General features: G+C 71.4%; 16 protein-coding genes. 1 reads left to right on the forward strand and 15 read right to left on the reverse strand.

Annotated features, from left to right (window positions below):
• From PV679_RS30560 to PV679_RS30585, 6 genes are all read right to left on the reverse strand, one after another.
• A partial coding sequence (locus PV679_RS30560) for a type I polyketide synthase (RefSeq protein WP_319683865.1) occupies window positions 1-4,389 on the reverse strand: 4,389 nt, incomplete at its 3' end.
• A 67-nt stretch (window positions 4,390-4,456) separates the two neighbouring features.
• Window positions 4,457-10,150, reverse strand: a complete 5,694-nt coding sequence (locus PV679_RS30565; protein ID WP_319683866.1) for a type I polyketide synthase — start codon at window positions 10,148-10,150, stop codon at window positions 4,457-4,459.
• A gap of 67 nt (window positions 10,151-10,217) precedes the next feature.
• Window positions 10,218-11,723 carry an FAD-dependent monooxygenase gene (locus PV679_RS30570; protein ID WP_319683867.1) on the reverse strand — a complete coding sequence of 502 codons (1,506 nt, stop codon included), beginning with the start codon at window positions 11,721-11,723 and terminating at the stop codon, window positions 10,218-10,220.
• Window positions 11,724-11,799: 76 nt separating this feature from the next.
• Window positions 11,800-13,035 carry a cytochrome P450 gene (locus PV679_RS30575; protein WP_319683869.1) on the reverse strand — a complete coding sequence of 412 codons (1,236 nt, stop codon included), beginning with the start codon at window positions 13,033-13,035 and terminating at the stop codon, window positions 11,800-11,802.
• A gap of 81 nt (window positions 13,036-13,116) precedes the next feature.
• Window positions 13,117-14,301 carry an acyltransferase gene (locus tag PV679_RS30580; RefSeq protein WP_319683870.1) on the reverse strand — a complete coding sequence of 395 codons (1,185 nt, stop codon included), beginning with the start codon at window positions 14,299-14,301 and terminating at the stop codon, window positions 13,117-13,119.
• Window positions 14,302-14,419: 118 nt separating this feature from the next.
• Window positions 14,420-15,913 (reverse strand): MFS transporter, encoded by a 1,494-nt coding sequence (locus PV679_RS30585; protein WP_319683872.1) that lies wholly within the window; start codon window positions 15,911-15,913, stop codon window positions 14,420-14,422.
• A 228-nt stretch (window positions 15,914-16,141) separates the two neighbouring features.
• On the opposite strand from PV679_RS30585, the gene PV679_RS30590 reads away from it, so the two are divergent.
• Window positions 16,142-16,741 carry a TetR/AcrR family transcriptional regulator gene (locus PV679_RS30590; RefSeq protein WP_319683873.1) on the forward strand — a complete coding sequence of 200 codons (600 nt, stop codon included), beginning with the start codon at window positions 16,142-16,144 and terminating at the stop codon, window positions 16,739-16,741.
• Window positions 16,742-16,828: 87 nt separating this feature from the next.
• Here PV679_RS30590 and PV679_RS30595 read toward each other — a convergent pair whose 3' ends face one another.
• From PV679_RS30595 to PV679_RS30635, 9 genes are all read right to left on the reverse strand, one after another.
• Window positions 16,829-17,911, reverse strand: coding sequence for an LLM class flavin-dependent oxidoreductase (locus tag PV679_RS30595; protein WP_319683874.1), 1,083 nt, complete (start codon window positions 17,909-17,911; stop codon window positions 16,829-16,831).
• Window positions 17,912-18,097: 186 nt separating this feature from the next.
• Window positions 18,098-18,571: a nuclear transport factor 2 family protein gene (locus tag PV679_RS30600; protein WP_319683876.1), complete on the reverse strand. Its 474-nt coding sequence runs from the start codon at window positions 18,569-18,571 to the stop codon at window positions 18,098-18,100.
• Window positions 18,572-18,680: 109 nt separating this feature from the next.
• Window positions 18,681-18,980, reverse strand: a complete 300-nt coding sequence (locus PV679_RS30605; RefSeq protein WP_319683878.1) for a DUF6059 family protein — start codon at window positions 18,978-18,980, stop codon at window positions 18,681-18,683.
• Window positions 18,981-18,989: 9 nt separating this feature from the next.
• Entirely contained in the window at window positions 18,990-20,876 is a 1,887-nt protein-coding gene (locus PV679_RS30610; RefSeq protein ID WP_319683880.1) for an ABC transporter ATP-binding protein, read from the reverse strand.
• On the reverse strand, window positions 20,869-21,726 hold the full coding sequence (locus PV679_RS30615; RefSeq protein WP_319683881.1) for an ABC transporter permease: 858 nt from the start codon (window positions 21,724-21,726) through the stop codon (window positions 20,869-20,871). Before PV679_RS30615 ends, PV679_RS30610 begins: the two co-directional genes overlap by 8 nt.
• A complete protein-coding gene (locus PV679_RS30620) occupies window positions 21,723-22,658 on the reverse strand; it encodes an ABC transporter permease (RefSeq protein ID WP_319683883.1) in 936 nt (311 codons plus the stop codon). The genes PV679_RS30615 and PV679_RS30620 overlap by 4 nt, the downstream gene beginning before the upstream one ends.
• 32 nt (window positions 22,659-22,690) lie before the next feature.
• Window positions 22,691-24,334, reverse strand: coding sequence for an ABC transporter substrate-binding protein (locus PV679_RS30625; RefSeq protein ID WP_319683884.1), 1,644 nt, complete (start codon window positions 24,332-24,334; stop codon window positions 22,691-22,693).
• Window positions 24,335-24,378: 44 nt separating this feature from the next.
• On the reverse strand, window positions 24,379-24,597 hold the full coding sequence (locus PV679_RS30630; protein WP_319683885.1) for a DUF5988 family protein: 219 nt from the start codon (window positions 24,595-24,597) through the stop codon (window positions 24,379-24,381).
• Window positions 24,598-24,767: 170 nt separating this feature from the next.
• On the reverse strand, window positions 24,768-25,301 hold the full coding sequence (locus tag PV679_RS30635; RefSeq protein WP_319683886.1) for a flavin reductase family protein: 534 nt from the start codon (window positions 25,299-25,301) through the stop codon (window positions 24,768-24,770).
• Window positions 25,302-25,371 lie beyond the last annotated feature (70 nt).

Genomic DNA, 25,371 nt, shown 5'->3' on the forward strand with positions numbered 1-25,371 from the left:
ACCACGCTCCACCACCAAATGCCGCGCAACAAGCCCACCAAGCGTCCCAGTCGCCCCCGTCACCAAAGTCCAGCCATCACCGACATCCGCGATCGCCGGGTCGAGCGCGATGTCCTGGGCGGGCGGTTCGGGCAGTCGGGCCAGCCGGGGTACGTGCACGGCGCCGGCGCGGAGGGCGAGTTGGGGTTCGCCCGTGGCGACCGCACGGGCGAGGAGGGTGTGCGCGCCGTCGTCGTCGGTGTCGACGTCCACGAGGATGATGCGGCCGGGGTGCTCGGACTGTGCCGAGCGCAGCAGGCCCCACACCGGCGCGGCCGACAGCTCGGCGGCCGAGTCCTCCGGTCCCACCGCGACCGCGCCTCGCGTGACCACGACGAGCCGGGACTCCTCGAAGCGTGGGTCGTCCAGCCATATCCGTACCGCGCCGAGCACACCCGTCAGGGTCTGCCGCACCCGCGTCGGCAGGTCCTCACCATCGGCCGCCGCCACGGGCAGCACCACCACGTCGGGTACCTCATCGAGGTCCGCGGCCTCGGAGAGCCGCGGCCAGACGGCGTCCGGGGCGGTCGCGGCGGTCGCGGCGGTGCCGGTGGGCAGCGGGAGCGGGGTCCAGTCCAGGTGGAACAGCCCGTCGCGGTGGCGGGCGGTGGCACCGGCGACGAGCCGGTCGGTGGGGACCTCCCGCAGACGCAGCGCCTCGACCGTGGCGACGGGTGTGCCGGCCGGGTCGCTGATCGCGAGGGAGACCACCGCTGCGGCGTTCGCGGCGTCCCCGGCGTTCGCGACAGGTGTGACGCGCACCCGCAGGGTCCGGGCCCGGGAAGCGTGCAGTGTGACCCCCGTCCAGGAGAACGGCAGCGGCAGCGTGTCGTCCGTGGCGCCGCCGCCCTCGGCACGGTCGAGCAGCAGGGCGTGCAGCGACGCGTCCAGCAGCGCCGGATGGATGCCGAAGCCCTCCGCGCCGTCGGCGGCCTCCTCCGGCAACACCACCTCCGCGAACGTCACCTCACCCCGCCGCCACACCGCCCGCAGCCCCTGGAACGCCGCGCCATAGCCATACCCCTCCGCCGCCAGCCGGTAGTAGGCACCGGCCACCGGCACCGGTACGGCTCCCGGCGGCGGCCAGGCGCCGCTCTCCGATTCCGGCGGCGTTGTGCGGCCGGCCGGTGCGAGGACGCCGGAGGCGTGCCGGGTCCACTCGCCCCGCTCGGCCTCGTCCTCCGGCGCGGCCGGGGCCGGTTCCTGGGCGCGGGAGTGGATGCGCAGCGTCCGGCGGCCGGAGTCGTCGGCCGGGCCGACGGCGAGCTGGATCTCCACGGCGCCCTGCTCCGGCAGCGGCAGCGGGGTGGTGATGTCGAGCGTCTCGATGCCGTCGCAGCCCACCAGATCGGCTGCCCTGAGGCCGAGTTCGACGAAGGCCGTGCCGGGCAGGACGGTGATATCGGCGGCGGTGTGGTCGGCGAGCCAGGGATGGGTCCGCAGGGAAAGCCGCCCGGTGATGAGGAGACCGTCGCCGTCGGCCAGGGACACCGCGGCGCCGAGCAGCGGATGTCCGGCCGAGGTCAGACCCGCCGCGGTGAGGTCGCCGGCCGGGGCGGTGACGTCGATCCAGTGCCGCACACCCTGGAAGGCGTAGGTCGGCAGTTCCACCTGCCGGGTGGCGCGGCCGGCGTGGAGCGCGGGCCAGTCGACATGCACGCCGTGGACGAAGGCCTGGGCGATGCCGGTGAGCACGGTCTCCGGCTGCGGGCGGTCGCCGCGCTGGAGGGCGACGGTGTGGGCAAGGTGGTGTTCGCCGGTCTCCGGAGTGTGCGCGGCGAGGCAGTCGGCCGCCATCGCGGTGAGCACGGCGTCGGGGCCGATCTCGACGAAGGCGGTGGCGCCCTCGGCGCGCAGCGCGGCGACGCCGTCGCGGAAGCGCACCGCGTCACGGACATGCCGCACCCAGTAGTCCGCCGAGCCCAGTTCACCGGGGAGCGCCGGGCTGCCGGTGACGTTGGAGATGACCGGAATGCGAGGCTCGGCGTACGCCAACTCGGCCGCGACGGCCCGGAATTCGTCCAGCATCGCGTCCATGTGCGAGGAGTGGAAGGCATGGCTGACGCGGAGCCTGCGCGTGCGCCGGCCCGCTGCGGCGAAGTCCGCGCCCACCGCGAGGACGGCCTCCTCGTCACCTGAGACGACCGTGGCCGAAGGCCCGTTGACCGCTGCCACATCAGCCCGCCCGGCCCAGGGGCGGAGTCGGTCGCGCACCTCGTCCTCGGTCGCTTCCACCGCCGTCATGGCGCCGCCCTCCGGCAGTGCCTGCATCAGCCTTCCGCGTGCGGCGACGAGCCGGGCGGCGTCCGGCAGGGTCAGCACTCCGGCGAGGTGGGCCGCGACCAGTTCGCCGATCGAGTGGCCGATCATCAGGTCGGGCACCACGCCCCAGGACTCCACCAGCCGGTACAGCGCCACTTCCAGCGCGAACAGCGCGGGCTGGGTGTACGCGGTGTGGTGCACCAGTTCCGTGTCGATCACCTCGCGCAGCGGACGCTCCAGGTGCGGGTCGAGTGCCGCGCACACCTGGTCGAAGGACTCCGCGAACGCCGGGAAGGCGGCGTGGAGTTCACGGCCCATGCCGGGGCGCTGGCTGCCCTGGCCGGTGAAGAGGAAGGCCGTCCTGCCCGTCTCGTCGGGGACCTGGCCCAGGACGAGCCCGGTCGCGGAGGAGGCACCGTCGCGCAGCTCCTCCAGCCCCCGGACGAATCCGTCGCGGTCCTCGGCCAGGACCACCGCGCGGTGGTCGAAGCGGGTGCGCGAGGTGGCCAGGGAGAACGCGATGTCGGCGCTGTCGGCCGCGGCGGGCTCGGCGGCCAGCCGCTCCAGGAGACGTCCGGCCTGGCCGGAGAGCGCGGCCGGGGTCTTCGCGGACAGGACCCAGGGCAGCAGCGGCGTACGTGCGGCGGGTGCGGTCGCGGCAGGGGCCGGCCGGGCGTCCTCCGGGGCGTCCTCCGGGGCCTGTTCGAGGATGACATGCGCGTTGGTGCCGCTGATGCCGAAGGACGACACCCCCGCTCGGCGCGGGCGGTCCGCGGACCGCGGCCAGGGCACCGGCTCGGTCAGCAGCGATACCGCGCCCGACGACCAGTCGACATGGGGTGTCGGCCGGTCCACGTGCAGAGTCCTGGGCAGCAGTCCGTGCCGCAGGGCCATCACCATCTTGATGACCCCGGCCGCACCCGCCGCCGCCTGGGTGTGCCCGATGTTGGACTTGACGGCGCCGAGCCACAAGGGCGCGTCCTCGGGCCGGCCCTGTCCATAGGTCGCCAGCAGGGCCTGCGCCTCGATCGGGTCGCCGAGGCCGGTGCCGGTGCCGTGTGCCTCCACCGCGTCCACGTCCGCCGGCGACAGCCGCGCGCTCCGCAGCGCCTGCCGGATGACGCGCTCCTGGGAGGGGCCGTTGGGCGCGGTCAGGCCGTGGCTGGCGCCGTCCTGGTTGACGGCGCTGCCACGGACGACGGCGAGTACGGGGTGCCCGTTGCGCCGGGCGTCCGAGAGGCGTTCGACGAGCAGCAGCCCGACGCCCTCGGCGAATCCGGTGCCGTCCGCGGCGGCGGCGAAGGAGCGGCAGCGGCCGTCCTCGGAGAGCCCTCGCTGGCGGCTGAACTCCGTGAAGATGCCCGGGGCGGTGATGACCGTGACACCGCCGGCGAGGGCGAGCTCGCATTCGCCGTTGCGTATCGACTGGATGGCCAGATGCAGCGCCACCAGGGAGGACGAGCAGGCGGTGTCGACGGTGACGGCCGGCCCTTCGAGGCCGAAGGTGTAGGCGACCCGGCCGGAGGCGACGCTGGTGGTGCTGCCGGTCAGCAGATAGCCCTCGTAGCCGTCGGGGACTTCCTGGGGGCGGCGGGCGTAGTCCTGGGCGATGGTGCCGACGAAGACACCGGCCCGGCTGCCCTTGAGCGTGGCCGGGTCGATGCCGGCGTGCTCGATCGCCTCCCAGGATGTCTCCAGGAGCAGCCGCTGCTGCGGGTCCATGGCCTCGGCCTCGCGCGGGCTGATGCCGAAGAAGTCGGCGTCGAAGCGGTCCGCGCCGGTCACGAACCCGCCGGCGCGGGCGTAGGTGGTGCCGGGCTTGTCCGGGTCGGGGTCGTAGAGATCGGCCAGGTCCCAGCCACGGTCGGTGGGAAAGTCGCCGATGGCGTCGCCGTCGGCGGCGATGAATCGCCACAGGTCCTCGGGGGAGCGCACCCCGCCGGGGAACCGGCAGCTCATCCCGACGATGGCGATCGGCTCCTGGTCCTTGTCCTCGACGTCCCGCAGCCGCCGTTTGACCTGCTTCAGTTCCGTCGTCGCCCGCTTGAGGTAGTCGCGGAGCTTTTCCTCTTGTGCCGATTGAGCCATGGCGGCAAACCCCTTCAAGGTGGCCAGGTCTGTGTCAGGTCCGACTGCTTCAGGAGATGACTGCTTTTCAGGAGATGCCGAGCTCGTCGTCGAGGGCGTCGAACAGTTCGTCGTCGGTCGCCGCGGTCAGGTCGTCGTCCGGGGCGGTGTCTTCGGGTGTCACAAGCAGGTCGTTCCACTTCCACAGCAGGGCCTGCAGCCGGGCGCCGATCTTTTCGTGGGTGGCGTCGTCGACACCCGTGCCGTCGGGCCCGGAGGATGCCGGGGCGGTGGGTGCGGCGGACCGGTCGAGCAGGGCCCGCTCCAGTCGTTCGATCTCCGCCAGCAGGGACGTGTCGGCGTCCTGGCCGTCGGGGGCGAGTTCGCCGCGCAGCCGCTCGGCGAGTGCTTCGAGGGTGGGATGGTCGAAGACCAGGGTCGTCGGCAGCCGCAGTCCGGAGGCCGCCGCGAGCCGGTTGCGCAGCTCCACGGAGGTCAGCGAGGTGAAGCCGAGGTCCTTGAACCCCCGGCCGGTATCCACCTTCCGCGGGTTGCTGTGCCCCAGTACCGCCGCCACCTCACCTCGCACCAACTCCAGTACCTTTTCGCGCTGTTGGGCCACATCGAGGCCGTCGAGTCCCCGCGCCCAGGCGGAGCCGGCGGTTCCTGGGTGTCCGCTCACGTCGCGTACGACCCGGCGGGAGGTGGCGCGGACCAGGCCGCGGAAGACGGCGGGCGTCGGCCCGGAAGCGGCGGCGGCCCGCAGGGCCGCGGTGTCGATCCGCGCCGCGAGCAGGAACGCCCGGTCTGCCGACAGGGACGCGTCGAAGAGCGCGAGTCCCGCCTCCGCGGCCATCGGCGCCACGCCGGAGCGGGCCATCCTGGCCACATCGGCACTGCCCATGGCACTGGTCATGCCGCTGTCGTCCGCCCACAGCCCCCAGCCGAGCGAGAGCGCCCGCAGGCCGGTGGCCCGTCGGTGGTGGGCGAGGCCGTCGAGGAAGGCATTGGCGGCCGCGTAGTTGGCCTGCCCCGGGCTGCCAAGGGTGCCGGCGGCCGAGGAGAACAGCACAAAGGCCGCCAGGTCCAACTCCCGTGTCAAATCATGCAGATGCCAGGCCGCGGCCACCTTCGGCCGCAGCACCGACGCCATCTGCTCGTGGGTCAGTCCCGCGACGATGCCGTCGTCCAGCACTCCAGCGGTGTGCACCACGGCCGTCAGCGGATGCTCGGCCGGTACGGACGCCAGCAGCGCGGCCACCGCCTCCCGCTCCGCCATGTCACAGGCCACCACACGCACGCGCGCTCCCAGAGCGGTCAGCTCCGCCCTGAGCTCGGAAGCGCCCTCGGCGGCGGGGCCACGCCGGCTGGTCAGCAGCAGCCGCCGTACACCGTGCTCGGTCACCAGATGCCGGGCCACCAAGGCACCGAGGGTGCCCATGGCGCCGGTCACCAGGACCGTGCCGGTGCCGAAGTGCGCGCCTCCGGCGGTCGGCTCAGCCGTGATCCGGGCCAGCCTCGGCACGTACATCCGGCCGGAGCGCACCGCGAGTTGGGGTTCCCCCGCGTGCAGGGCCGCGGTGACGGCTTCGGCGAGGGAGCCGTGCTCGGGATCGGCGTCGAGGAGGAGGAAGCGGTCGGGATTCTCCGTCTGCGCCGAGCGCAGCAGCCCCCACACCGCCGCGGCGGCCGGATCCGTGATCCGCTCCTCCGGCGCTCCCGCCACCGCGCCCCGGGTGACGACCACCAGCCGGGACCGCTCGAACTTCTCGTCCGCGAGCCACACTTGAAGGGTGTCGAGCACCTCGAAGAGCAGCGTATGTGTCCGCGCGGCGAGGTCTTCACCACCGTCATCGCCATTCACCGCGGCGTCACCGTAGGCCGCCGGGCTCGCCAGCGGCAGCAGTACGACCGCCGGCGCCTCGTCCCCGATGTCGTGCAGCGCGTCGTACTCCACCACTTCCAGCCCGTCCGCCTTGAGCTGTGGCGCGATCGCGCTCCCCTCGGCCTCGCCCAGCACCGCCCACCGGCTCTCGGACCCGAACCGTACGGCCCGCGTTGTGGGCAGCGGCACCCAGCCCAAGTCGAACAGCGCATCGCCGTTCCGGCCGTCCGCCCCGTTCCGCGCGAGCCGTACGAGCTGTTCCCTCGGCACCGAGCGCAGCGTCAGCGACGCCAGCGAGGCCACGGGGGCGCCGGTGAGGTCGTACGCCTCCAGGGACACCGTGTCCGCTTCGGCGGTCGGCGCGATCCGGACCCGGAGTGCGGTGGCGCCGGACGCCCGCAGGGTCGCCCCCGTCCAGATGAACGGCACCACCGGGCCGTCGGCCTGCCCCGGCCCGAGGCGCTCGGCGGCCGAGAGCTGAAGGGCGTGCAGGGCGGTCTGGAGCAGCGCCGGATGGAGGCCGAAGCCTGCGACACCGTCCGTCGCCTCCTCGGGCAGTGCCACCTCGGCGTAGATCTCCTCGCCGAGCCGCCAGGCGGCCCGCAGGCCCTGGAACGCCGGTCCGTAGCCGTAGCCGTCGGCTGCCCGCGCCGTGTAGAAGCCGTCGACGGGCAGCGGCTGTGCGGCACGCGGCGGCCATTGCGCCGCGTCCGGGGCGGCGTCCTGGGCCATCGGAGCGACGGGACCGAGCAGCCCCTCGGCATGGCGGGTCCACTCCTGTGCGCCGTCATCGGCCCGGCCGCCCTCCGGGCGCGCGTGCACTCCGAGGGGACGTCTGCCCTCGCCGTCCGGCTCGCCGACGGTGACCTGAAGCTGAACGCCGCCGTGCTCGGGAAGAACGAGCGGCGCGTGCAGGGTCAGTTCCTCGACACGCTCGCAGCCGATCCGCTCACCCGCGTGCAGCGCGAGCTCCAGGAACAGCGATCCGGGGACGAGAGAGAGGCCGAGTACCTCGTGGTCGGCGAGCCAAGGGTGGGTGTCGAGCGACAGCCGGCCGGTGAACACCACTCCATCGCTGTCGGCGCGTTCGAGGGCGGCGGACAGCATCGGATGATCGGCGTCGGTCAGTCCGGCCGTCGTCCAATCACCCGCCTGCGATGTGGCGTTCAGCCAGTAGCTCTGCCGTTGGAAGGGGTAGGTCGGCAGGTCGATACGGTGCCCCGCGGTCGGCGGCAGCACGGCCGGCCAGTCCACCGCCACGCCTCGGGCCCACGCCTGCCCGACGGAGGTCAGGAAACGTCCCCAGCCACCTTCGTCCCGCCGCAGCGAGCCGACGACGACGGCCCGGCCACCGGTGTCCTCGACGGTCTCCTCCAGCCCCATCGACAGCACGGGGTGTGCGCTGGACTCGACGAAGGTGCCGAACCCCTCCGCCACCAGGGTCCGTACGGCCGTCTCGAACTCGACCGTCCGACGCAGATTGCGATACCAGTAACCGCCGTCGACATCGGTCGAACCGATCCACTCACCCGTCACCGACGACAGGAACGGCACCCTTGGCGCCCGTGGCTCGACCGAGGCCAATACCTGCGCCAACTCGGCCTCGATACGCTCCACATGAGCGGAGTGCGACGCGTAGTCCACCGGAATCCGCCGGGCCCGCACGTCCTCCGCCCGCAATGCGGCCACCAGACCGTCGACAGCGGCCGCATCGCCGGCCACCACCGTCGACCCCGGTCCGTTGACGGCGGCCACACTGATCTCAGGTTCATCGGCGAGGCGTTGGCGTACGGTGTCGACCGGCAGCGGGATGGAGGCCATACCTCCCAGCCCCGCCAGCTCCCGGGCGATCACCTGCGAACGCAACGCCACCACCCGCGCGGCATCCTCCAACGACAACGCACCCGACACCGCGGCAGCCGCGATCTCCCCCTGCGAATGCCCCACCACCGCATCCGGCACCACACCCACCGACCGCCACAACTCCGCCAACGACACCATCACCGCCCACGAAACCGGCTGAATCACCTCCACCCGATCCAACGCACCACCACTGCGCACCACTTCGGACAGTGACCAGTCCACGTGAGGCCTCAGCGCCGCCTCACAGCGCTCCATCCACTCCGCGAAGACCGGGGAGGCCGCCCACAGCTCCGCGCCCATGCCGACCCACTGCGAGCCCTGGCCGGGAAACACGAAGGCGGTACGCCCCGCGCCGCTGCCGGACGATCCCCGCACCGTGTGCGCCGCGGCCTCGCCCTCAGCCAGCGCCCGGAGCCCGCTTCGCAGGTCCTCTCCGGATGTGGCCACGATCAGCGCACGCTCGTCGAGGGCGGCACGCCGGGTCGCCAGCGCGTGTCCCAGCTCGGACAGGCCCGGCTTCTCGTCCTGCCCGAGGAAGGCGGACAGCCGACGGGCCTGGGCGCGCAGGGCGTCGTCGGTCTTCGCCGAGAGCAGCAGCGGTACGGGGCCCTGGTCCTCCTCGACAGCGGCACCGTCGACCACCTCGACCACCGGCGCCTGTTCAAGGATGATGTGCGCGTTGGTACCGCTGATACCGAACGACGAGACAGCCGCCCGACGCGGACGATCCGTCTCCGGCCACTCCCGCGCCTCCGTCAACAGCTCAACGGCCCCCGCCGACCAATCCACATGCGGCGACGGCTCATCGACGTGCAGCGTCCTCGGCAACATCCCGCGCTGCATCGCCAGCACCATCTTGATGATCCCCGCCACACCCGCCGCAGCCTGCGTATGACCGATGTTCGACTTCACCGAGCCGAGCCACAAAGGCCGCTCGGGCGCACGCTCCTGGCCGTATGTCGCCAGCAACGCCTGCGCCTCGATCGGATCACCCAGCCGCGTCCCCGTACCATGCGCCTCCACCGCGTCCACATCACCCGCCGACAAACCCGCACCGGAAAGGGCCTGCCGGATCACCCGCTGCTGGGAAGGGCCGTTGGGGGCTGTGAGCTGGCTGCTGGTGCCGTCCTGGTTGGTGGCCGAGCCACGGACCACGGCAAGGATCTCGTGGCCCTGGCGGCGCGCGTCCGAGAGACGCTCGACCAGCAGCAGGCCGACGCCCTCACCCCAGCCCGTGCCGTCGGCGCCCGCCGCGAACGGCTTACAGCGGCCGTCGGGAGCGAGGCCGCGCTGGCGGCTGAACTCGATGAAGGTCGAGGGGGTGGACATGACGGTGACGCCGCCCGCCAGCGCGAGATCGCACTCGCCGTTGCGCAGGGCCTGACCGGCCAGATGCAGAGCGACCAGGGAAGACGAGCAGGCCGTGTCGACGGACACGGCCGGCCCCTCGAAGCCCAGGACGTAGGCCACCCGGCCCGAGGCGATACTTCCGGCGCTGCCGTTGCCGAGGTAGCCCTCCAGGCCGGGCGGCATCTCGTGGAGCCGCGAGGCGTAGTCGTTGTACATCACGCCGGCGAACACGCCGGTGCGGCTGCCGCGCAGAGTGGTCGGGTCGATACCGGCCCGCTCCACGGCCTCCCAGGAGGCTTCCAGGAGCAGCCGCTGCTGCGGGTCGGTGGCCAGTGCCTCGCGGGGGCTCAGGCCGAAGAACTCGGGGTCGAAGTCGGCGGCGTTGTAGAGGAAGCCGCCTTCCCGGGCGTATGAGGTGCCGGTGTGGGCCGGGTCCGGGTCGTAGAGCCGGTCCAGATCCCAGCCGCGGTCCTCGGGGAAGTCACCGATCGCGTCGCCACCGGATGCCACCAGGCGCCAGAGATCCTCCGGTGAGGCGATGCCCCCGGGGTAGCGGCAGGCCATGCCGATGATGGCAAGGGGTTCCGCTCGTTCCGACTCGACCTCGCGCAGGCGCTTACGGGTCTGCGCGAGGTCGGCTGTGACGCGCTTCAGATAGTCGCGAAGCTTGTCCTCGTTCGCCATGGGGGCATCCATCCGCTTCAAGTTCCGTGGTACGGGGGACGTGATTCGGGCGTGTGGCCAGGACGTGCTACCGGCCGCTGGTGGCCGTGGACGGCCCGAACCAGGCGGCCAGCGCCAGGTGCAGGCCCTCGGTGTCGGAGCCGGTGCGGTCTGCCCAGGCGACATGGCCGTCGGGGCGGATGACCAGGACCGCTGCGTCGATCTTGGCTGTGGGGGCGGCGGTCACCACCTCGACGCGGTCGGACCAGGCGGTGAGGTCGCCGAGTTCCGCCGTGCCGCCGCTGAGGTCGAGCACCACGGGACGACCGGCGTGCTGTGTCCGCGAGACGGTGGCCGGGCCGTCGCCCTCGGTCTCCAGCGGGGCGTCGGGGACGCGGCGGCCGAGCAGCGGATGGGCCTCGGGTCCGTCGCCCGGCCGGTCGGCGTAGTCCATGGCGTAGCGGCTGCTGAGGCCGGTGACCATATTGACGAGGTAACGCTTGACCTCGTCGAACTTGACCAGCTCGCCGAAGAGTTCACGCAGCGGGCCGACACGGTCGAGCGGGTGCATCAGGGCCATCTGGGCCTGGGTGTTCATGCAGACCTCGCGACCGACGGGGTGCCGTTCGCTGTGGTAGGTGTCCAGCAGGCCGTCCGGGGCCCAGCCGTTGATCTCGGCGGCGAGCTTCCAGCCGAGGTTCATGGCGTCCTGCATGCCCACGTTGAGGCCCTGGCCGGTCGCGGGGAAATGCACATGCGCGGAGTCGCCGGCGAGGAAGACCCGGTCGGCGCGGTAGTGCGCGGCGAGGCGGGTGGTGTTGACGAAGCGGGAGAGCCAGTGCACCTTGTCGATCTTCGGTTCGTCGCCGATGACCCGTCGGATGGCGCCCCGCAGTTCGTCGAGGGTGACCGGCGTCCCCTTGGGCGGCGGGTTGCCGTCGAACTCGATGGCGGTCAGACGGTGCTGGCCGGGAGAGGTGACGGTGATGCCGAAGGTGCCGGCCGGGTAGAGGCCGGGGGCGACATGGTCGCTGCCGCCATCGGGGATCTCGACATCGCCGACGACGCCGTAGTAGGTGTGTCCGCTGGCCGGGAAGTCGATGCCGGCCAGTTTGCGTACGGTGCTGCCGCCGCCGTCACAGCCCACGAGATAGCTGCCGCGCAGTTCCTCTTCGCCGGAGGCGGTGGCCACGCGTACGGTGACGCCGTCCGCGTCCTGCTCGAAACCGAGCACCTCGTGGCCGCGGCGGATGTCGACGCCGAGTTCGAGGGCGCGCTGCTCCAGGAAGCGTTCGGTGCGCCACTGCGGCAGCAGCAGGGTGTACTCGTGCTCCCCGAGGTCGTCCAGGTCGAGCCAGAAGAGGGAGAAGTGGACGCGGTGCCATTCGGGGATGTCTTCCTTGGGGAAGCGGTCCCACAGGCCGCGCTGCTGGAGCGTCTCGATGGCCCGCGCGTGCAGGGTCATGCCACGCGACTCCTTGGGAGGTGTGGCCAGCTTCTCCAGCACCACGCTCCGCACGCCGGCCAGCGCCAGCTCACCGGCGAGCATCAGACCGGTGGGACCGCCGCCGGCGATCAGGACAGGGCTGCTCATGGGTTACTCCTCGGTGATTCGGGTCCGGTCCGGTTCTGGGCGGCGCGGCGGGGGTCCATGGGGCCGGTCGGGGCCGTCAGCCGAAGCTGATGTCGAGGCTGCCGAGACGGCGCAGCCCGCTGTAGAAGTGGGTGGGCGAGGTGCCTTCTGTCACGCGGTACTCGGGGATCCTGGCGTGCCATTCGCGCAGCGCGACGGCGAAGATCCGCCGGGCCAGGTTTTCGCCCAGGCATCGGTGGGCGCCGATACCGAAGGAGGGGACGCGCTCCTGCGGGCGGTCGAAGTCGATCTCGTCGGGGTTCTCGAACACCTCGGGGTCCAGGCCCGCCATGCCCCAGGAGAGGAAGACCCGCTCGCCCTTGTGGAGGGTGATGCCGTGCCGTTCGATGTCCTGGGTCAGGACGCGGGCGGTGGACATGACGGGTTCGTGGCGGGCGAGTTCGCCGACGATGGCGGGAAGTTTGTCGGGGGTGGCGCCCGCGACTCGCGCCTGGAGCTCGGGGCGCTCGGCGAGCTGGAGGAAGGCGAGGCCCAGCATGGCGTTGGTGATGTCGAGGCTGGCCATCATGGAGTCGACGAGCGCGTTGACGAGTTCGTCGTCGGTGGGTGTGCGGCCGTCGTAGGTGGACTCCAGCAGCCGGCTGATGACGTCCTGGCGGCCGGCGGTGCCCTCCGCGCGGCGGCGCTCCACGGAGGCGCGGATGAAGTCGTGCAACGGGGCGGCGGCGTCGAACAGCTCCTCGTCCGAGGTGGCGTTGAGCCAGTTGCGCTGCACCCAGTCGCGGCGTTCGAGCAGTTCGGGCAGTTTTTCACGGCCGACGCCGAAGGTGATCAGGAAGGATTCGGCGGGGAGTTTGAAGGCGTACTCGTCGATCAGCTCGGTACGGCCCTCGGCCACGATCGCGTCGACCAGACCGGCGGCGGCCTCGGTGATCTGGGGGGTGAAGTGGTCGACGAGGGAGGTGCTGAAGACGGCGTCGAGGGTACGGCGCCATTCGGTGTGCTCGGTGCCGTCGAGTTCGATCGGGATGCGCTTGTGCCGGAACATCGTGCGGTAGGGGATGGTCGGCTCATTGCTGGAGAAGATATCGGGGTGGTGGGCGGCCCATTCGATGTCCTCAAGACGGGTGAAGATCCAGAAGCCGCCGAACTCTTCGGACCGTACGACCGGCCCGTGCTCGCGCAGTTCCTTCCAGAACGGGATGGGATCCTCCTGGAGCCATGGCTGGAAGACGCTCCAGCGACGGATCCGTTCTTCCAGATCCTTCGGCGCCTGGGCCGCCGCCTCGTCCTTCTGCACCGTTTCCGGCATGTCAGCTCCTTGTGATGTGCGTGCCGTTCATCCGCGTGGTTCCACCCTGTGCGGCGCGGCTAAGCAGCGCCTTCACGGGCGCTAAGGGACTTCTTGGCGCGGCCTAAAGCCGGGCTCGGTGGGGGCAGGGGCTGGGGCGCGGCGCGGGGAGCTGAAGCGGCGCATCATGGGGCGCTCGACGAACGCGTGCAGGGCGGCGGCGGCCAGCACTGTCCCGGCGAGGGCGAGCAGCAGCAGTCCGATGCCCGCGGGCAGGCCGTAGACGTTGTCGGTGCCGAGCTGCTGTCGGCCCCAGATCAGCAGCATGCCGTGCATCAGATAGAAGGCGTAGGAGATCTCGCCGAGCCAGACCGCCGGGCGGCTGCCCATCAGACCCGTGCGGCCTTCACGGTCGGCGGTGGCGGCCGCGGCGACCAGGAGCGCCAGCGGGACGATGGTCAGCGCGTTGAGGCCGTAGATGTACGGCAGTCGCATGCCGGCGAGGTAGGCGACGAGGACCAGCGCGGCGGCGGGGAGGGTACCGAGCCGGATCCACCGGCCGCTCAGCACGATCCGGGCGAGCAGCATGCCCAGGAGGAAGTCCAGGGCGCGCACCGGCGGGAAGGTGTAGATCAGCCAGAACTGGACCAGTCCCACGGGCTGGCCGTCGGGCATCGCGGGCGTGGCGGGTACCGCGAGGGCCACGATCAGGGTGACGGCGACGATGGCGGTCATGGTGCCGATGGCCCACCACCACAGCCGTTCGGGGCGGATCCGCCGGATTCCGCGCAGCAGCAGCGGGAAGGCGAGGTAGAAGAAGACCTCGCACGCGAGCGACCAGCTGAGCGGGTTGCCGCTGAAGAGGTTCTCGTACCGCGGCCACCAGGTCTGCACGAGCAGCAGATTGGGAACCACTTCGGTCCAGTGCAGCGCCGGGATGATGAGGACGGCGGCGAGCAGGAACGTGACGACGTGGTTGGGATAGATCTTCACCAGTCGGCGGCGCAGGAAGCGGCGGGTGGTGTCGCCCGGCCGCGCGGCGACGGTCAGGACGAATCCGCTGAGGACGAAGAAGAAGGCGACGCCCATCTGTCCGGTGTTGATGAACAGATCGTGGAATACGCGCACCACATCGGGGTCGGCGAAGACATTGGTGTAGATGGCGTGGTGCAGGAAGACCAGAGCAGCGGCGACGAATCGCAGTCCGGTCAGGGACGGCAGCCGGCTGCCGGGGGCCGGTCCGGCCGGTTTCTCGCCGTCCCGTTCGGTGGATTGCTGCACAGACATGCTGCTCCGCCCCTCCCTGTCGCTGCCGATCTGCTGTCGGCACCACAGTGGAGGGGCGGGCTAAGCCCGGCCTTCGCTCACGCCAAAGCCGGGCTTGCGCACGAGGGTCGCGGGTGGATCAGGCGGTGGCTCCGGCCACCTCGTCGGGAGCGGCCCGCTGCTTCTTGGTGCTGATGGCGAGCAGGGCCACGAGGAGGACGGCGGCGCTGAAGATGACACCGGCGGTGAAGGCCGTGGAGATCGCGTCGGAGAGCACGAACTTCTCCGCCTCCTCCGCGGTGGAGCCCGCCGGGATGTGCTGGGCGGAGTTGCGGGTGGCGGTACCGAAGACGGTGACGAGGATCGCCAGGCCCAGCGAACCGCCGATCTGCTGCATGACGTTGACCAGGCCGGAGGCCGCGCCGTTGTCCTCGGGTGCGACGGCGGACATGGCCGTGGCGGTCGCGGGGACGAAGAGCAGGCCGAGTCCGACGCCGAGCAGCAGCATCGGGCCGAGTACGCCGGAGAGGTAGCTGCTGTCGGCGGAGATCCGGGTGAACCAGGTCATGCCGACGAGCATGATGGCGGCGCCGGTGGCGATCAGCGCCTTGGGGGTGTAGCGGGCGATCAGCTTGGTGGAGGCCTGGGTGAAGCCCAGGATCGCGACGGTCAGCGGGAGGAAGGCGATGCCGGCCCTGATCGGGCTGAAGCCGAGGACCTCCTGGAGGAACTGCGTCAGGAAGAACCACATGCCGAGCATGCTGGCCACCAGCAGCAGCATGATCAGGTACGAGCTGGCGCGGTTCCGGTTGGCGAACAGCCGCAGCGGTGTGATCGGCTGACGGGCCTTCTGCTCGATGGCGACGAAGACCGCGAGGAGCACCACACCCAGCGCGATGACGCCGAGGGCCACTCCGTCGCTCCAGCCCTCCTCGGAGATGCGGATGAACCCATAGACCAGACCGGTGACACCCGCCGTCGAGGCGAGCGCTCCACTGAGGTCGAAGCGGCCGGCGACGCGCTCGGAGTTACGGATGGACAGCGCGCCGAGCAGCACCAGCACACCGATGGGGACATTGATGAACAGCACCCAGCGCCAGGACACGAGTTCGGTGAGCAGGCCGCCCAGGATCAGGCCGATGGCCGTGCCGGCGCCGGAGACCGCGGCGTAGAGGCCGAAGGCGCGGTTGCGCGGCGGGCCCTCCTCGAAGTTGGTGGCGATCAGCGCGAGCGCGGTGGGCGAGGCCAGTGCGGAGCCGAGGCCCTGCAGCGCGCGGCAGGCCAGCAGCCAGCCCGCGTTCTGGGCGAAGCCGCCGAGCAGTGAGGCGGCGGTGAAGATGGCGATGCCCGCGATGAAGACCTGCCTTCTGCCCAGGATGTCGCCGGCCCGGCCGCCGAGGAGCAGGAGTCCGCCGAAGGCGAGGGTGTAGGCGTTGATGAGCCAGGAGCCGCTGGTGGCGGAGAGGTTCAGGCTCTCCTGGATGTCAGGCAGGGCGATGGTCACCACGGTGGTGTCGAGGATGATCATCAGCTGCGAGATGACGATGACAGCGAGCACGAGGCCGGTGCGCTGCTTGACATCGGGTGAGCCACCGGCGGCCGGGAACACCGAGGATGTCGGGGTGGTCGACATCGAATTACCTCCAACGAACAACACGTGACGGGGAAGCGGGAAGTGCGGCGCGGGTGCGTGCCCGGCCACTGACGTCATAGGCAGCGCGGCAGCGCTGCGCCGCAGGCGGAACCTGTGGAGCGCGATGCGGGCGGAGGGGCTGGACACTGCGCAGTAATCTGAGGAACCCTCAGGTCAAGTAGCATACGGAGGCAGCCTCCGATTCGCAACCGGCTCAGGAGAGTTCCGATGACCCCTTCCCCCGCACCGGACACCCCGTCCCGTCCCCAGCGGGCCGACGCCCGCCGAAACGGCGAACGACTGCTGACCACCGCCAGGGACGCCTTCGCCGAATACGGCACCGACGCGCCGCTGGAAGAGATCGCGCGCCGGGCCGGTGTGGGCATCGGCACCCTCTACCGCCACTTCCCCACCCGGCAGGCGCTGCTCCAGGCCGTCCTGCACGACCGCCTCGAAGCGCTGCACAGCGAGGCGGTCCTGCTGCTCGACAACCCCGCTCCCGCCGACGCGCTGCTGGGCTGGCTCCGGTCGGTGGCGCTGCACGCGACGCGATACCGGGGGCTGGCGGCCGCGCTGCTCCTCGGGGTACGCGACGAGGAATCGCCGCTGTCCCCGTCCTGCGGCGCGGTGCTCACCGCGGGAGCGGAACTCCTCCACCGGGCACAGCAGGCGGGACAGATCCGGCCGGACGTCACAGCGGCCGAGCTCTACACGCTGGCCAACTCCGTGGCCTGGGCGGCGGAGGAGACCACCACGTCCAGGTCCGAGAGCGGACCACTGGCCGCACGGCTGCTCACCTTGACCATGGAGGGGCTGCGCACACACTGAACGCCCAGGGGCCCGGACCCTCCGGACAGCACAGGGCCCCTGCCCGACGGGGGGAGAGGGGCAGGGACCCTGCGTACCGGGGATGGCCTACGGCCTGTTCGGCGACGTCCTCAGGGCTGTCCGGCCGTTGCGCGCCTCGGCACCGGCCTGTGGGCCGCCACCGATGCCCTCCGGGGCCAGCGCCTCGGCGAGCAGTTGATACGAGCGCACCCGTGCGGTGTGGTCGTGGACCGAGGTCGCGATCATCAACTCGTCGGCCCCGGTGCGGGCCAGCAGTTCGACGGTCTGCTTGCGCACGGTCTCCGGCGAGCCGATCAACTGCGGGCCGAACAACTCCCGGATCAGCGCGCTCTCCCCGCTGGAGTAGGTGTACGCGGCCGCCTCCTCCGGGCGCGGGAAGAGCCCGTGGGGGTTCAGCCGGCCACGCGCCGTGAACAGCTTCACCGGCCCGGCCAGCCACTCGGCCTCGTCGTCGCTCTCCGCCACGATCCCGAATCCGGCGAGGATCGCGTACGGACGGTCGACATGCGCCGAGGGACGGAAGGCATCGCGGTAGGCGGCGAGCGCGGCCTCGGCCGCATGCGGGCTGAAGTGGAAGGCGAAGGCGAACGGCAGCCCCAACACCCCTGCGAAACGCGCACTGTTGGGGCTGGATCCGAGCATCCAGACGGGCGGCTGATTCTCATGGGCGGGGATGGCCGCGATGCCGGAGGCGGGACGGCCGGGGCCGGACGAGGTGAAGTACTCGACCAGCTCGGCTATCTGCTGCGGAAAGTCGAAGGCCGCGTCCCTGCGCAGCGCCCTGGCGGTGACCGGGTCGGTACCCGGCGCCCGCCCGATGCCCAGGTCGATCCGTCCCGGATGCATGGCCTCCAGGGTGCCGAACTGCTCGGCCACCACCAGCGGCGGGTGATTGGGCAGCATGACGCCGCCGGAGCCGACACGCAGCGTGCTGGTCAGGCTCGCGACCCGGCCTATGAGAACGGCCGGCGAGGAGGTGGCCAGGCTGGGCGTGTTGTGATGCTCGGCGAACCAATACCGCGTATAGCCCAGACGCTCCACCTCCGGGGCGAGGGCGAGGGAGCCGCGCAGGGCCTGCGTAGGAGTGGACCCTTCGAACACCGGGGCGGTGTCGAGCACGGACAGCGGTATTCGCCGCGATTCGCTCATATCAGTGTCTCCGTCGGTACGGCATGCGGTCGGGATGCTTGGCGAGGCGCGCGTCCGCCCGAGCCGGGGCAGGGAACGGGCAACCGGAGAAACTCGTCCCATAGAGCGGGGGAACACGACTTCGAGCCCTCCCCGAGGACTATACGGAGGCATCCTCCGCTTGACAATGCCGGTGGCGCCACGCAATCAGGACAGCGTGGGCACATTCCCGCTGCGCGCCCCCCACGCACCACTGGGCAGCCCCGCCGACGGGGCCACGACCAGCGGCTTGCGGTGAAAGGCCCGGCGGTAGCTGATCCGCCAGCCCTCGGGGGTACGGCGCAGCACATCGCGGTATTCGCCATTGCTCACCGAGCCGTCGGGCCCCACCGCCAGAAAGCGGCTGCGCGCCCGTACCGTACCGTCCTCGTCGACCAGCACGACCGGGTCGAGCGTGTGATGGTCGGCCGCCGCCCCGGTCCGCAGGGCCACCAGGCCACGGAAGGTCTCCCGCCCGCGGATGGGCTCGGGGTCGGACTCGCCCTCCCCCACGGGGTCGATGACCACGTCCTCGGTGACCACCAGATGCAGCGCGTCCAGCTCCATGTTGTCCATCACATGGGTGAACAGGCCCAGCACCTGATGGATCTCGACGACATCGTCCGCGGATATCTTCGACATGGGGATCCTCCTCGGGAAGCCACGGTTGACGAGTTGGCGACACAACGCCATACGTCATTTCTGCCGCATCCCCGACCGACGACAGTGGTCAACGGCGGGAAATGATCGGTCATTTGCCCAGAATCCCCTCCCACAGCACCAGTTCATTCGCCGTCAGCGGCTGGTCGCCGCAGAGCCGCTCGGGGTGCCCGTCCGGCGGCCGCTCCAGGCTCGGCGCCGGTCCGCACGCGGCAGGGCTCCGGCAGTCGGACTCCCCGCACCCCTGTGTACCGCACGCACCCGTGCAGAAGGTCTCCAGCGGAGGCAGGCCGAAACCCGTCCACCAGTAGCCGCCGAGGCCGATCAGTCCGCGGCCCGTCGCCGCCGCGAACGAATCCCACCAGGCGCGCAGGCGGCCGGAGTTGTTCATCGGCTCCCCCTACGCCCGTGCCCGGTCCGCGGCGAACGGGGTCTCCGGCTGGGGCAGGGCCGACAACAGCTCCTTGGTGTACGCCTCCTGGGGCGTGCGGAACACCTCCTCGACGGGCCCGTGCTCCACCACCCGGCCCGCCCGGGTGACGATCACCCGGTCGCTGGTGTGGTAAATCACTCCGAGGTCGTGGGAGATGAACACCAGCGAGACACCGAGGTCGGCGCGCAGACCGTTGAAGAGATCGAGGATCTGCGCCTGTACCGACACGTCGAGGGCCGAGACCGGCTCGTCGCAGACGATGACCTCGGGCTTCGGTGCCAGCGCGCGGGCGATCGCGACCCGCTGGCGCTGGCCGCCGGAGAGCTGCCGGGGACGCCGGCCCAGCAGCCCCGCGTCGAGGCCGACCCGGTCGAGCAGCTCGGCGGCATGGCTCCGCGTCGCGCGCGCCGACCGGCGCCCCGGGGCGCCCAGCGCCTCCCCGAGGATCCGCTCGACGGTGTGGCGCGGGTCGAACGAACTCAGCGGATCCTGCTGGACGAGCTGAATGCGGCGGCGCAGCGCGCGACGCTCGGACTCGGGCCGCCCCGACCACGGTCGTCCCAGCAGCCGCACGGCTCCGGCGTCCGGCTCCAACAGCCCCATGACCAACTGCGCGAGCGTCGACTTGCCGGACCCCGACTCGCCCAGTACGCCCAGGGACTCGCCCGCGCGCAGCACGAACGAGACGTCCTGGACCGCGGTCCGCACTGTGCGGCCGGGTCCGCGGTAACGCTTGGTGACTCCGTCGACCTCCAGGACCAGCTCCCGTTCCGCGGCGGGCGTGACGGCCCCGAGGGGCAGCGCCTGGGCGGCCTCCGGCACCGGCTGCGCACGGCCGAGGTGCCGGCACCGTGCGAGCCGGCCGGGCCCGGCCGGGACCGGGGGCGGCTCGGCCTCCCGGCACTCGTCGGTGACCAGCGGGCACCCGGCGGCATAGCGGCAGCCGTCCGACCGCGCCGCCCCGTCGGCCGCCGGGTGGGTGCGGAGCACCGACAGCCGTGCGCCCTTGGCCCGCCGGGCGGGCACCGAGGCCAGCAGCTCCCTGGTGTACGGGTGGGCCGGCGCTCGGAGCACCTCTTCGACCGGGCCCTCCTCCACGAAGACGCCCTGGTACATCACGGCGATCCGGTCGGCCAGCTTCGCCACCACCGCGAGGTCATGGCTGATCAGCAGCACGCCCGTGCCTGCCGTCTTCTGCTCGGCGAGCAATTCCAGGATCCTGGCCTGCACCGTCACGTCCAGCGCCGTGGTCGGCTCGTCCGCCACCAGCACGGCCGGCGCGGCGGCCATCGCGGACGCGATCAGGGCGCGCTGCCGCAGCCCGCCGGAGAGCTCATGCGGATACTGCCGGGCGCGCAGCTCGGGCTCGGGCACGCCGGCCTGGGTGAGCAAGCGGGTCACCGCCTCCCTGCGGGCGGCGCCCCGCAAGGCCGTGTGGTTCTCCAGCGCCTCGGCGACCTCCGCGCCGACGCGCCGCAGCGGGTCGAGGGAGACCAGGGCGTCCTGGAGCACCAGCCCGATCCCGCGCCCGCGCACCGCGCGCCAGTCACGCGCGGACAGTGCGGCGAGGTCCCACGCCGCGGCACCCGCCTCAGGACGGGCCAACTCCAGGCGGTCCGCCCGCACATGGGAGCCGGGCCCGGTCAGTCCGACCAGGGTGCGGGCCGTGACGCTCTTACCGGATCCCGATTCCCCGACGATCGCCAGGCACTCCCCTGCGTGCAGTGTGAAGCCGATACCGCGCACCGCGTCCGTACGGACGCCACCGGTCGCGAACGACACCCGCAGCCCCTCGACGGTGAGCAGCGCGGTAGCTCCTCGGCCTGCCGGCGGCCGGCCGCTCTGGCTAGACATCGGTGAGTCTCCCCTCGAAGCGGTGTTGCAGCCGGCGGCCGACGACATTGAGGGCCATCACCGAGACGGCCAGCGCCGCTCCGGGGAAGAACGCCGCGTACCAGGCGCTGTCCAGGAAGTCCCGGCCCTCCGAGAGCATCACGCCCCACTCCGGCGCCGGCGGCTTGGGCCCCATGCCCAGGAAGCTGAGCGAGGAGCCGGCGACGATGGCGGTGCCGACGTTGACCAGCGACAGCACCATCAGCGGCGGCAGCGCGTTGGGCAGCAGATGCCGCAGTCCGATGTCCCAGCCGGGCCTGCCCAGCGTCACCGCGGCGCGTACGAAGTCGGAGCGCCGCACCACCAACGCCTGGCCACGGGCGAGCCGCACATAGCCCGGCAGTACCGAACAGACGATCGCCAGCGCGGCGTTGAACGAACTGGGACCCAGCACCGCCACCATCAGCAGCGCGAGCAACAGCCCGGGAAAGGCGATGAGGACGTCGGTGACCCGCATGACGCACTCGTCGACGACCCGGCCGCCGGTCGCCGCGACGACCCCGAGCAGCGCTCCGGCCACCACCGCGAACATCGTCGCTCCGACACCGATGGACAGCGAGGGGCCCGCTCCGTACACCACCCGGCTGAAGACATCGCGGCCGAGCTGGTCGGTGCCGAAGAGATGGTCGCCGCTCATGGGAGCGAGGGCGTTCGCCGGGTCGACCGCCTCGGGGTCGTAGCCGGCGAGCAGGCCGGGTGCGAAGGCCGCGACGACCAGCAGGACGAGAATGGCCGAGGCGAGCGCGGTGCCCGGCCGGATCCGACGAGTGCGCGACCGGGGCAGCGCGGACACCTGTTGTATGGCCGTCATGCCGTCACCTCCCCCACCCGCGGGTCGAGGACGCGGTACAGGCCGTCGACGGCCAGGTTGATCAGTGCGAAGACCAGCGCGGAGACCACCACGATCCCGGTCACCACGGGCAGGTCCCGGTTCTCGATGGCGGTGGCCAGGACGCGGCCGACGCCCTGGCGGCTGAAGACCGTCTCGATGATCACCGCGCCCGTGAGCAGGGACCCCACCGACCAGCCCGCGAGGGTCACCATCTGCACCATCGTGTGCCGCAGGGCATGCCGGACGCGGATCCGGGTCTCACCGGTACCGCGGGCGCGCGCACTGAGCACAAAGGGTTCCTCCAGAGCGCGTTCCATGCCGTCGCGCATCACTTGGGCGAAGACGCCGACCATGCCGAGGGCCAGCGTGACCGCGGGCAGCACCAGCGCGCCGGGTCCTCCCTCGCCCGCGATCGGGAAGATCCGCAGCCGGAAGGAGAACAGGCTCAGCAGCAGCACCCCGACCCAGAAGCTCGGGCTGGAGGTGGCCGCCAGTTCCAGCAGCGAGGACAGCCTGCGCACCGCCGGGCGGCGGCCCGCCGTGGCGACGGCCAGCGCCAGCGCCGCCACGAAGGCGATGCCGAATCCGGCCAGCGCGAGTTCGACGGTGGAGCCGAGCTGGGTCGTCAGCAAATCCGACACAGAGCTCTGGTTCTGGTAGGAGGTGCCGAGGTCGCCCTGGAGCAACCGGCCCAGGAACATCCCGTACTGGACCGCCAGCGGCCGGTCGAACCCGAGGTCGTGGCGGACCTGGGCGACCAGCTCCGGGCTGGACATCGTCGGGCCCAGCATCGTGCGGACCGGATCGCCGGGCACCAGATGCAGTGCGAAGAAGGCGAGAGTGGAGGCGCCGAACACGACCAGCACGGACAGTGCCAGCCGCCGCACGAGCCAGCGTGCGGGTCCGCTCATACGCGCCGCCCTCCCTCCTTCGGTCCCGCCTTTCATCGTTCCTCCAGGGTGACGTCGTAGAACCGTGGGTATGCCTGGCCGTCGGCGGTGATGCCGCGGACCCGGCCGGAGCTGCCCACGAGGTGGGCGGGCACATACATCGGGATGACGAAGGACCGGTCGACGAGGTAGCGCTGTGCCGCTCGGTATTCGACGGCCCTGGACTCCTTGTCGAGAGCGGTGCTCCCGCCGTTGAGCCAGCCGTCCAGCCGCCGGTCGGCGGCGTGGAAGATGTTGCCACCGCCCTGCAGCGGCTTCTGGTCCGAGGCGAAGTTGGTGCGCAGGATGTCGGCGTCGGCGCGGATGTTGCTGCTGGCGTAGATGTCCAGCCGGCGTTCGAGGACTTCGGTCGTGTATGTGCCGACGTCCTTCGTCGCGTAGTCGATCTTGATGCCGGCCTGCTTGGCCTGCGCCTGGATGCCCTGGGCCAGGCTGTTGCGCTGGGCGGCCTGGAGGCTGGCGGTGGCCGGCCAGCGCAGGGTGAGGGTGCGGCCGTCCTTGGTGCGGTAGCCGTCGTCGTCCCGGCCGGTCCAGCCGGCCTCGTCCAGCAGCCGGCCCGCCCGGCCGGGGTCGTACGCCCAGGAGTCCTGGGTCTTCGGCTCATATCCCGGTGTCGACGGGCTCAGCGGACTCCAGGCCCGCCGGTACTGGCCGAAGTAGACCGCCCGCACCAGAGCGCCGGCGTCCACGGAGCTGCGCAGCGCCTGGCGCACCCGTTCGTCGGCGAGCGGTCCGCCCTCGGTGTTGAGGAAGAGCGCATAGACCCCACCGGGTGCTTCGAAGCGCTGGTAGCGCAGGTCCTCTTCGCTCTTGAGGGACTTGACCCGCTCCGGTGGCACCGCGTCGATCACATCGGCCTGCCCGCTGGCCAGCGCGCCGTAGCGCACGCTGTTCTCGGCGATGAAGGAGACGGTGACACCGTCGATCCGGGCCGGCCCGGTGTGTTGGGCGGAGGCCGGGCCCCACGCGTACCGCTGGAACTTCTGAAGCGTGATCTCGCGTCCCTTGGCCCAGCCCGTGAACCGGAACGGTCCTGATCCGACCGGGTTGGTGCAGAGCCGGCCCTTGTTCTCGCGGATCGAGCGCGGCGACTGGATGCCGAGGTAGGCGGTGCTCAGCGCCTGCATGAACGCGGCGTTGGGGCGGCTGAGTGTGATCCGTACGGTGTGCTCGTCGACCGCTCTGGCACCGGTGTAGCCCTTGATCAGCCCCGCGGCGTAGTTGGACTTGGTCGCCGGGTCGACGGCATGGTCGAGGGTGGCCTTGACCGCCGCCGCGTTCACCGGTGTGCCGTCGTGAAAGGTGACTCCGGCCCGGAGGTGGAAGGTATAGGTCAGGCCGTCCTTGGACACCGTCCACCGGTCGGCCAGCCATGGGTGGACCGTGCCGTCGGGCGTGATGTCGACCAGCGAGTCGAAGATGTTCCGGTCCACCAGCGCGGTGACGTCCATGGGGCTCACCTGTGGGTCGAGACATTCCGGTTCGGCCTCCACCGCGACCATCAGTCCCGTCCCCGCCGTCCGTCCGCTTTCCGTGCCGCAGCCGGTGCCCAGCGCACCCGCGAGCAGTGCGAGCGCGAGCAGGGTGCCGGCCCGTCCGCCGCCGTCCGGCGAGCGCCCCAAGGTCCATTTCTTCATCTGCCTGATGGTGGGCAGCGCGTCTAAAGCCGGTCTAAGGGCGGCTATTCAGCCACGAAGGTGCGGTGGCTCCAGAGAAAGACCGGCACTTCCCGGCCGCTGACCACGCGCGATTCCGAGGACGGCAGGAAGTGCTCGTAGCGGTTTCCCTTGAAGAGCTTGAAGGTCTCCCGCGGGTCACTGACCCGGACCAGTCGCTCGTGCTCAGGGACACCTTCCAGAGGGCCTCCGCACAGCAGGACACTGACCTCGTTCACGGACATCCGAATGCTCCTTCCCTCGCGGCCTCACCGCGTCGGCTGGACCGATGAGGACGAGGAACAGCCTGCCCAAGGGGCCTAAAGCGGTTCTTACCGGCCATTTACCGCCTTTGGCGCGTACGCAGGGGCGGCCGGCCGGAGCGGACGGCCACACAGTGCTCTGCACTCAGCGCTCAGTCACGGAATCCGCCGTAGCCACCGCGGTAGAAGAGCAGCGGTCCGTCGTCACCGACCGGTCCGGCCTCCATCGCGTGGACCCGGGCCACGACGATGACGTGATCGCCCGCGGGATGTTCGGCGCTGACCGAGCATTCGAGGCGGGCCAGCGCGCCGGACAGGACGGGCAGGCCGCCGGGCGCGACCGCCCAGTCCAGACCGCGGAATTTGTCGCCCCCGCTGCGCGCGAGCTGGGCACAGGCGGCCCGCTGACGCTCCGCCAGCACATTGACGCAGAAGCGGCCACCGCGGCGTATTCGCGGCCAGGTCGTACTGGTGTGCGCCACACACAGGGAGACCAGGGCCGGCGAGAGCGAGACCGAGGTGAAGGAGTTGGCCGCCAGGCCCACCGGCTCGCCACCGAGCGGATCGCGTGCGGTCACCGCGACCACGCCGGTCGCGAAGTGGCCCATCACCCGCCGGAAGTCGGCCGGGTCCACGGAGGCGTCCGCCTCGGGTGCGCGCAGCGCTGAGGATTGATGGTTCGGCATGCGGGTCCGCCCTTCGCCGTCGCCGGACGCGTGGTGCGCCCACCTTGACATCGCATGGCCCCACAATACG

Source organism: Streptomyces sp. AK02-01A, from assembly GCF_033795305.1.
In the GTDB taxonomy this organism is placed as follows: Bacteria; Actinomycetota; Actinomycetes; order Streptomycetales; family Streptomycetaceae; genus Streptomyces.

What these genes read in the sequence shown, in the direction of transcription:
- PV679_RS30600 (WP_319683876.1), bottom strand. Translation starts at nt 18,571, where the DNA reads ATGTCGAAGATATCCGCGGACGATGTCGTCGAGATCCATCAGGTGCTG.
- PV679_RS30575 (WP_319683869.1), bottom strand. Translation starts at nt 13,035, where the DNA reads ATGCCGGAAACGGTGCAGAAGGACGAGGCGGCGGCCCAGGCGCCGAAG.
- PV679_RS30585 (WP_319683872.1), bottom strand. Translation starts at nt 15,913, where the DNA reads ATGTCGACCACCCCGACATCCTCGGTGTTCCCGGCCGCCGGTGGCTCA.
- PV679_RS30580 (WP_319683870.1), bottom strand. Translation starts at nt 14,301, where the DNA reads ATGTCTGTGCAGCAATCCACCGAACGGGACGGCGAGAAACCGGCCGGA.
- PV679_RS30625 (WP_319683884.1), bottom strand. Translation starts at nt 24,334, where the DNA reads ATGAAGAAATGGACCTTGGGGCGCTCGCCGGACGGCGGCGGACGGGCC.
- PV679_RS30570 (WP_319683867.1), bottom strand. Translation starts at nt 11,723, where the DNA reads ATGAGCAGCCCTGTCCTGATCGCCGGCGGCGGTCCCACCGGTCTGATG.
- PV679_RS30595 (WP_319683874.1), bottom strand. Translation starts at nt 17,911, where the DNA reads ATGAGCGAATCGCGGCGAATACCGCTGTCCGTGCTCGACACCGCCCCG.
- PV679_RS30615 (WP_319683881.1), bottom strand. Translation starts at nt 21,726, where the DNA reads ATGACGGCCATACAACAGGTGTCCGCGCTGCCCCGGTCGCGCACTCGT.
- PV679_RS30605 (WP_319683878.1), bottom strand. Translation starts at nt 18,980, where the DNA reads ATGAACAACTCCGGCCGCCTGCGCGCCTGGTGGGATTCGTTCGCGGCG.
- PV679_RS30635 (WP_319683886.1), bottom strand. Translation starts at nt 25,301, where the DNA reads ATGCCGAACCATCAATCCTCAGCGCTGCGCGCACCCGAGGCGGACGCC.
- PV679_RS30610 (WP_319683880.1), bottom strand. Translation starts at nt 20,876, where the DNA reads ATGTCTAGCCAGAGCGGCCGGCCGCCGGCAGGCCGAGGAGCTACCGCG.
- PV679_RS30630 (WP_319683885.1), bottom strand. Translation starts at nt 24,597, where the DNA reads ATGTCCGTGAACGAGGTCAGTGTCCTGCTGTGCGGAGGCCCTCTGGAA.
- PV679_RS30590 (WP_319683873.1), top strand. Translation starts at nt 16,142, where the DNA reads ATGACCCCTTCCCCCGCACCGGACACCCCGTCCCGTCCCCAGCGGGCC.
- PV679_RS30620 (WP_319683883.1), bottom strand. Translation starts at nt 22,658, where the DNA reads ATGAGCGGACCCGCACGCTGGCTCGTGCGGCGGCTGGCACTGTCCGTG.
- PV679_RS30565 (WP_319683866.1), bottom strand. Translation starts at nt 10,150, where the DNA reads ATGGCGAACGAGGACAAGCTTCGCGACTATCTGAAGCGCGTCACAGCC.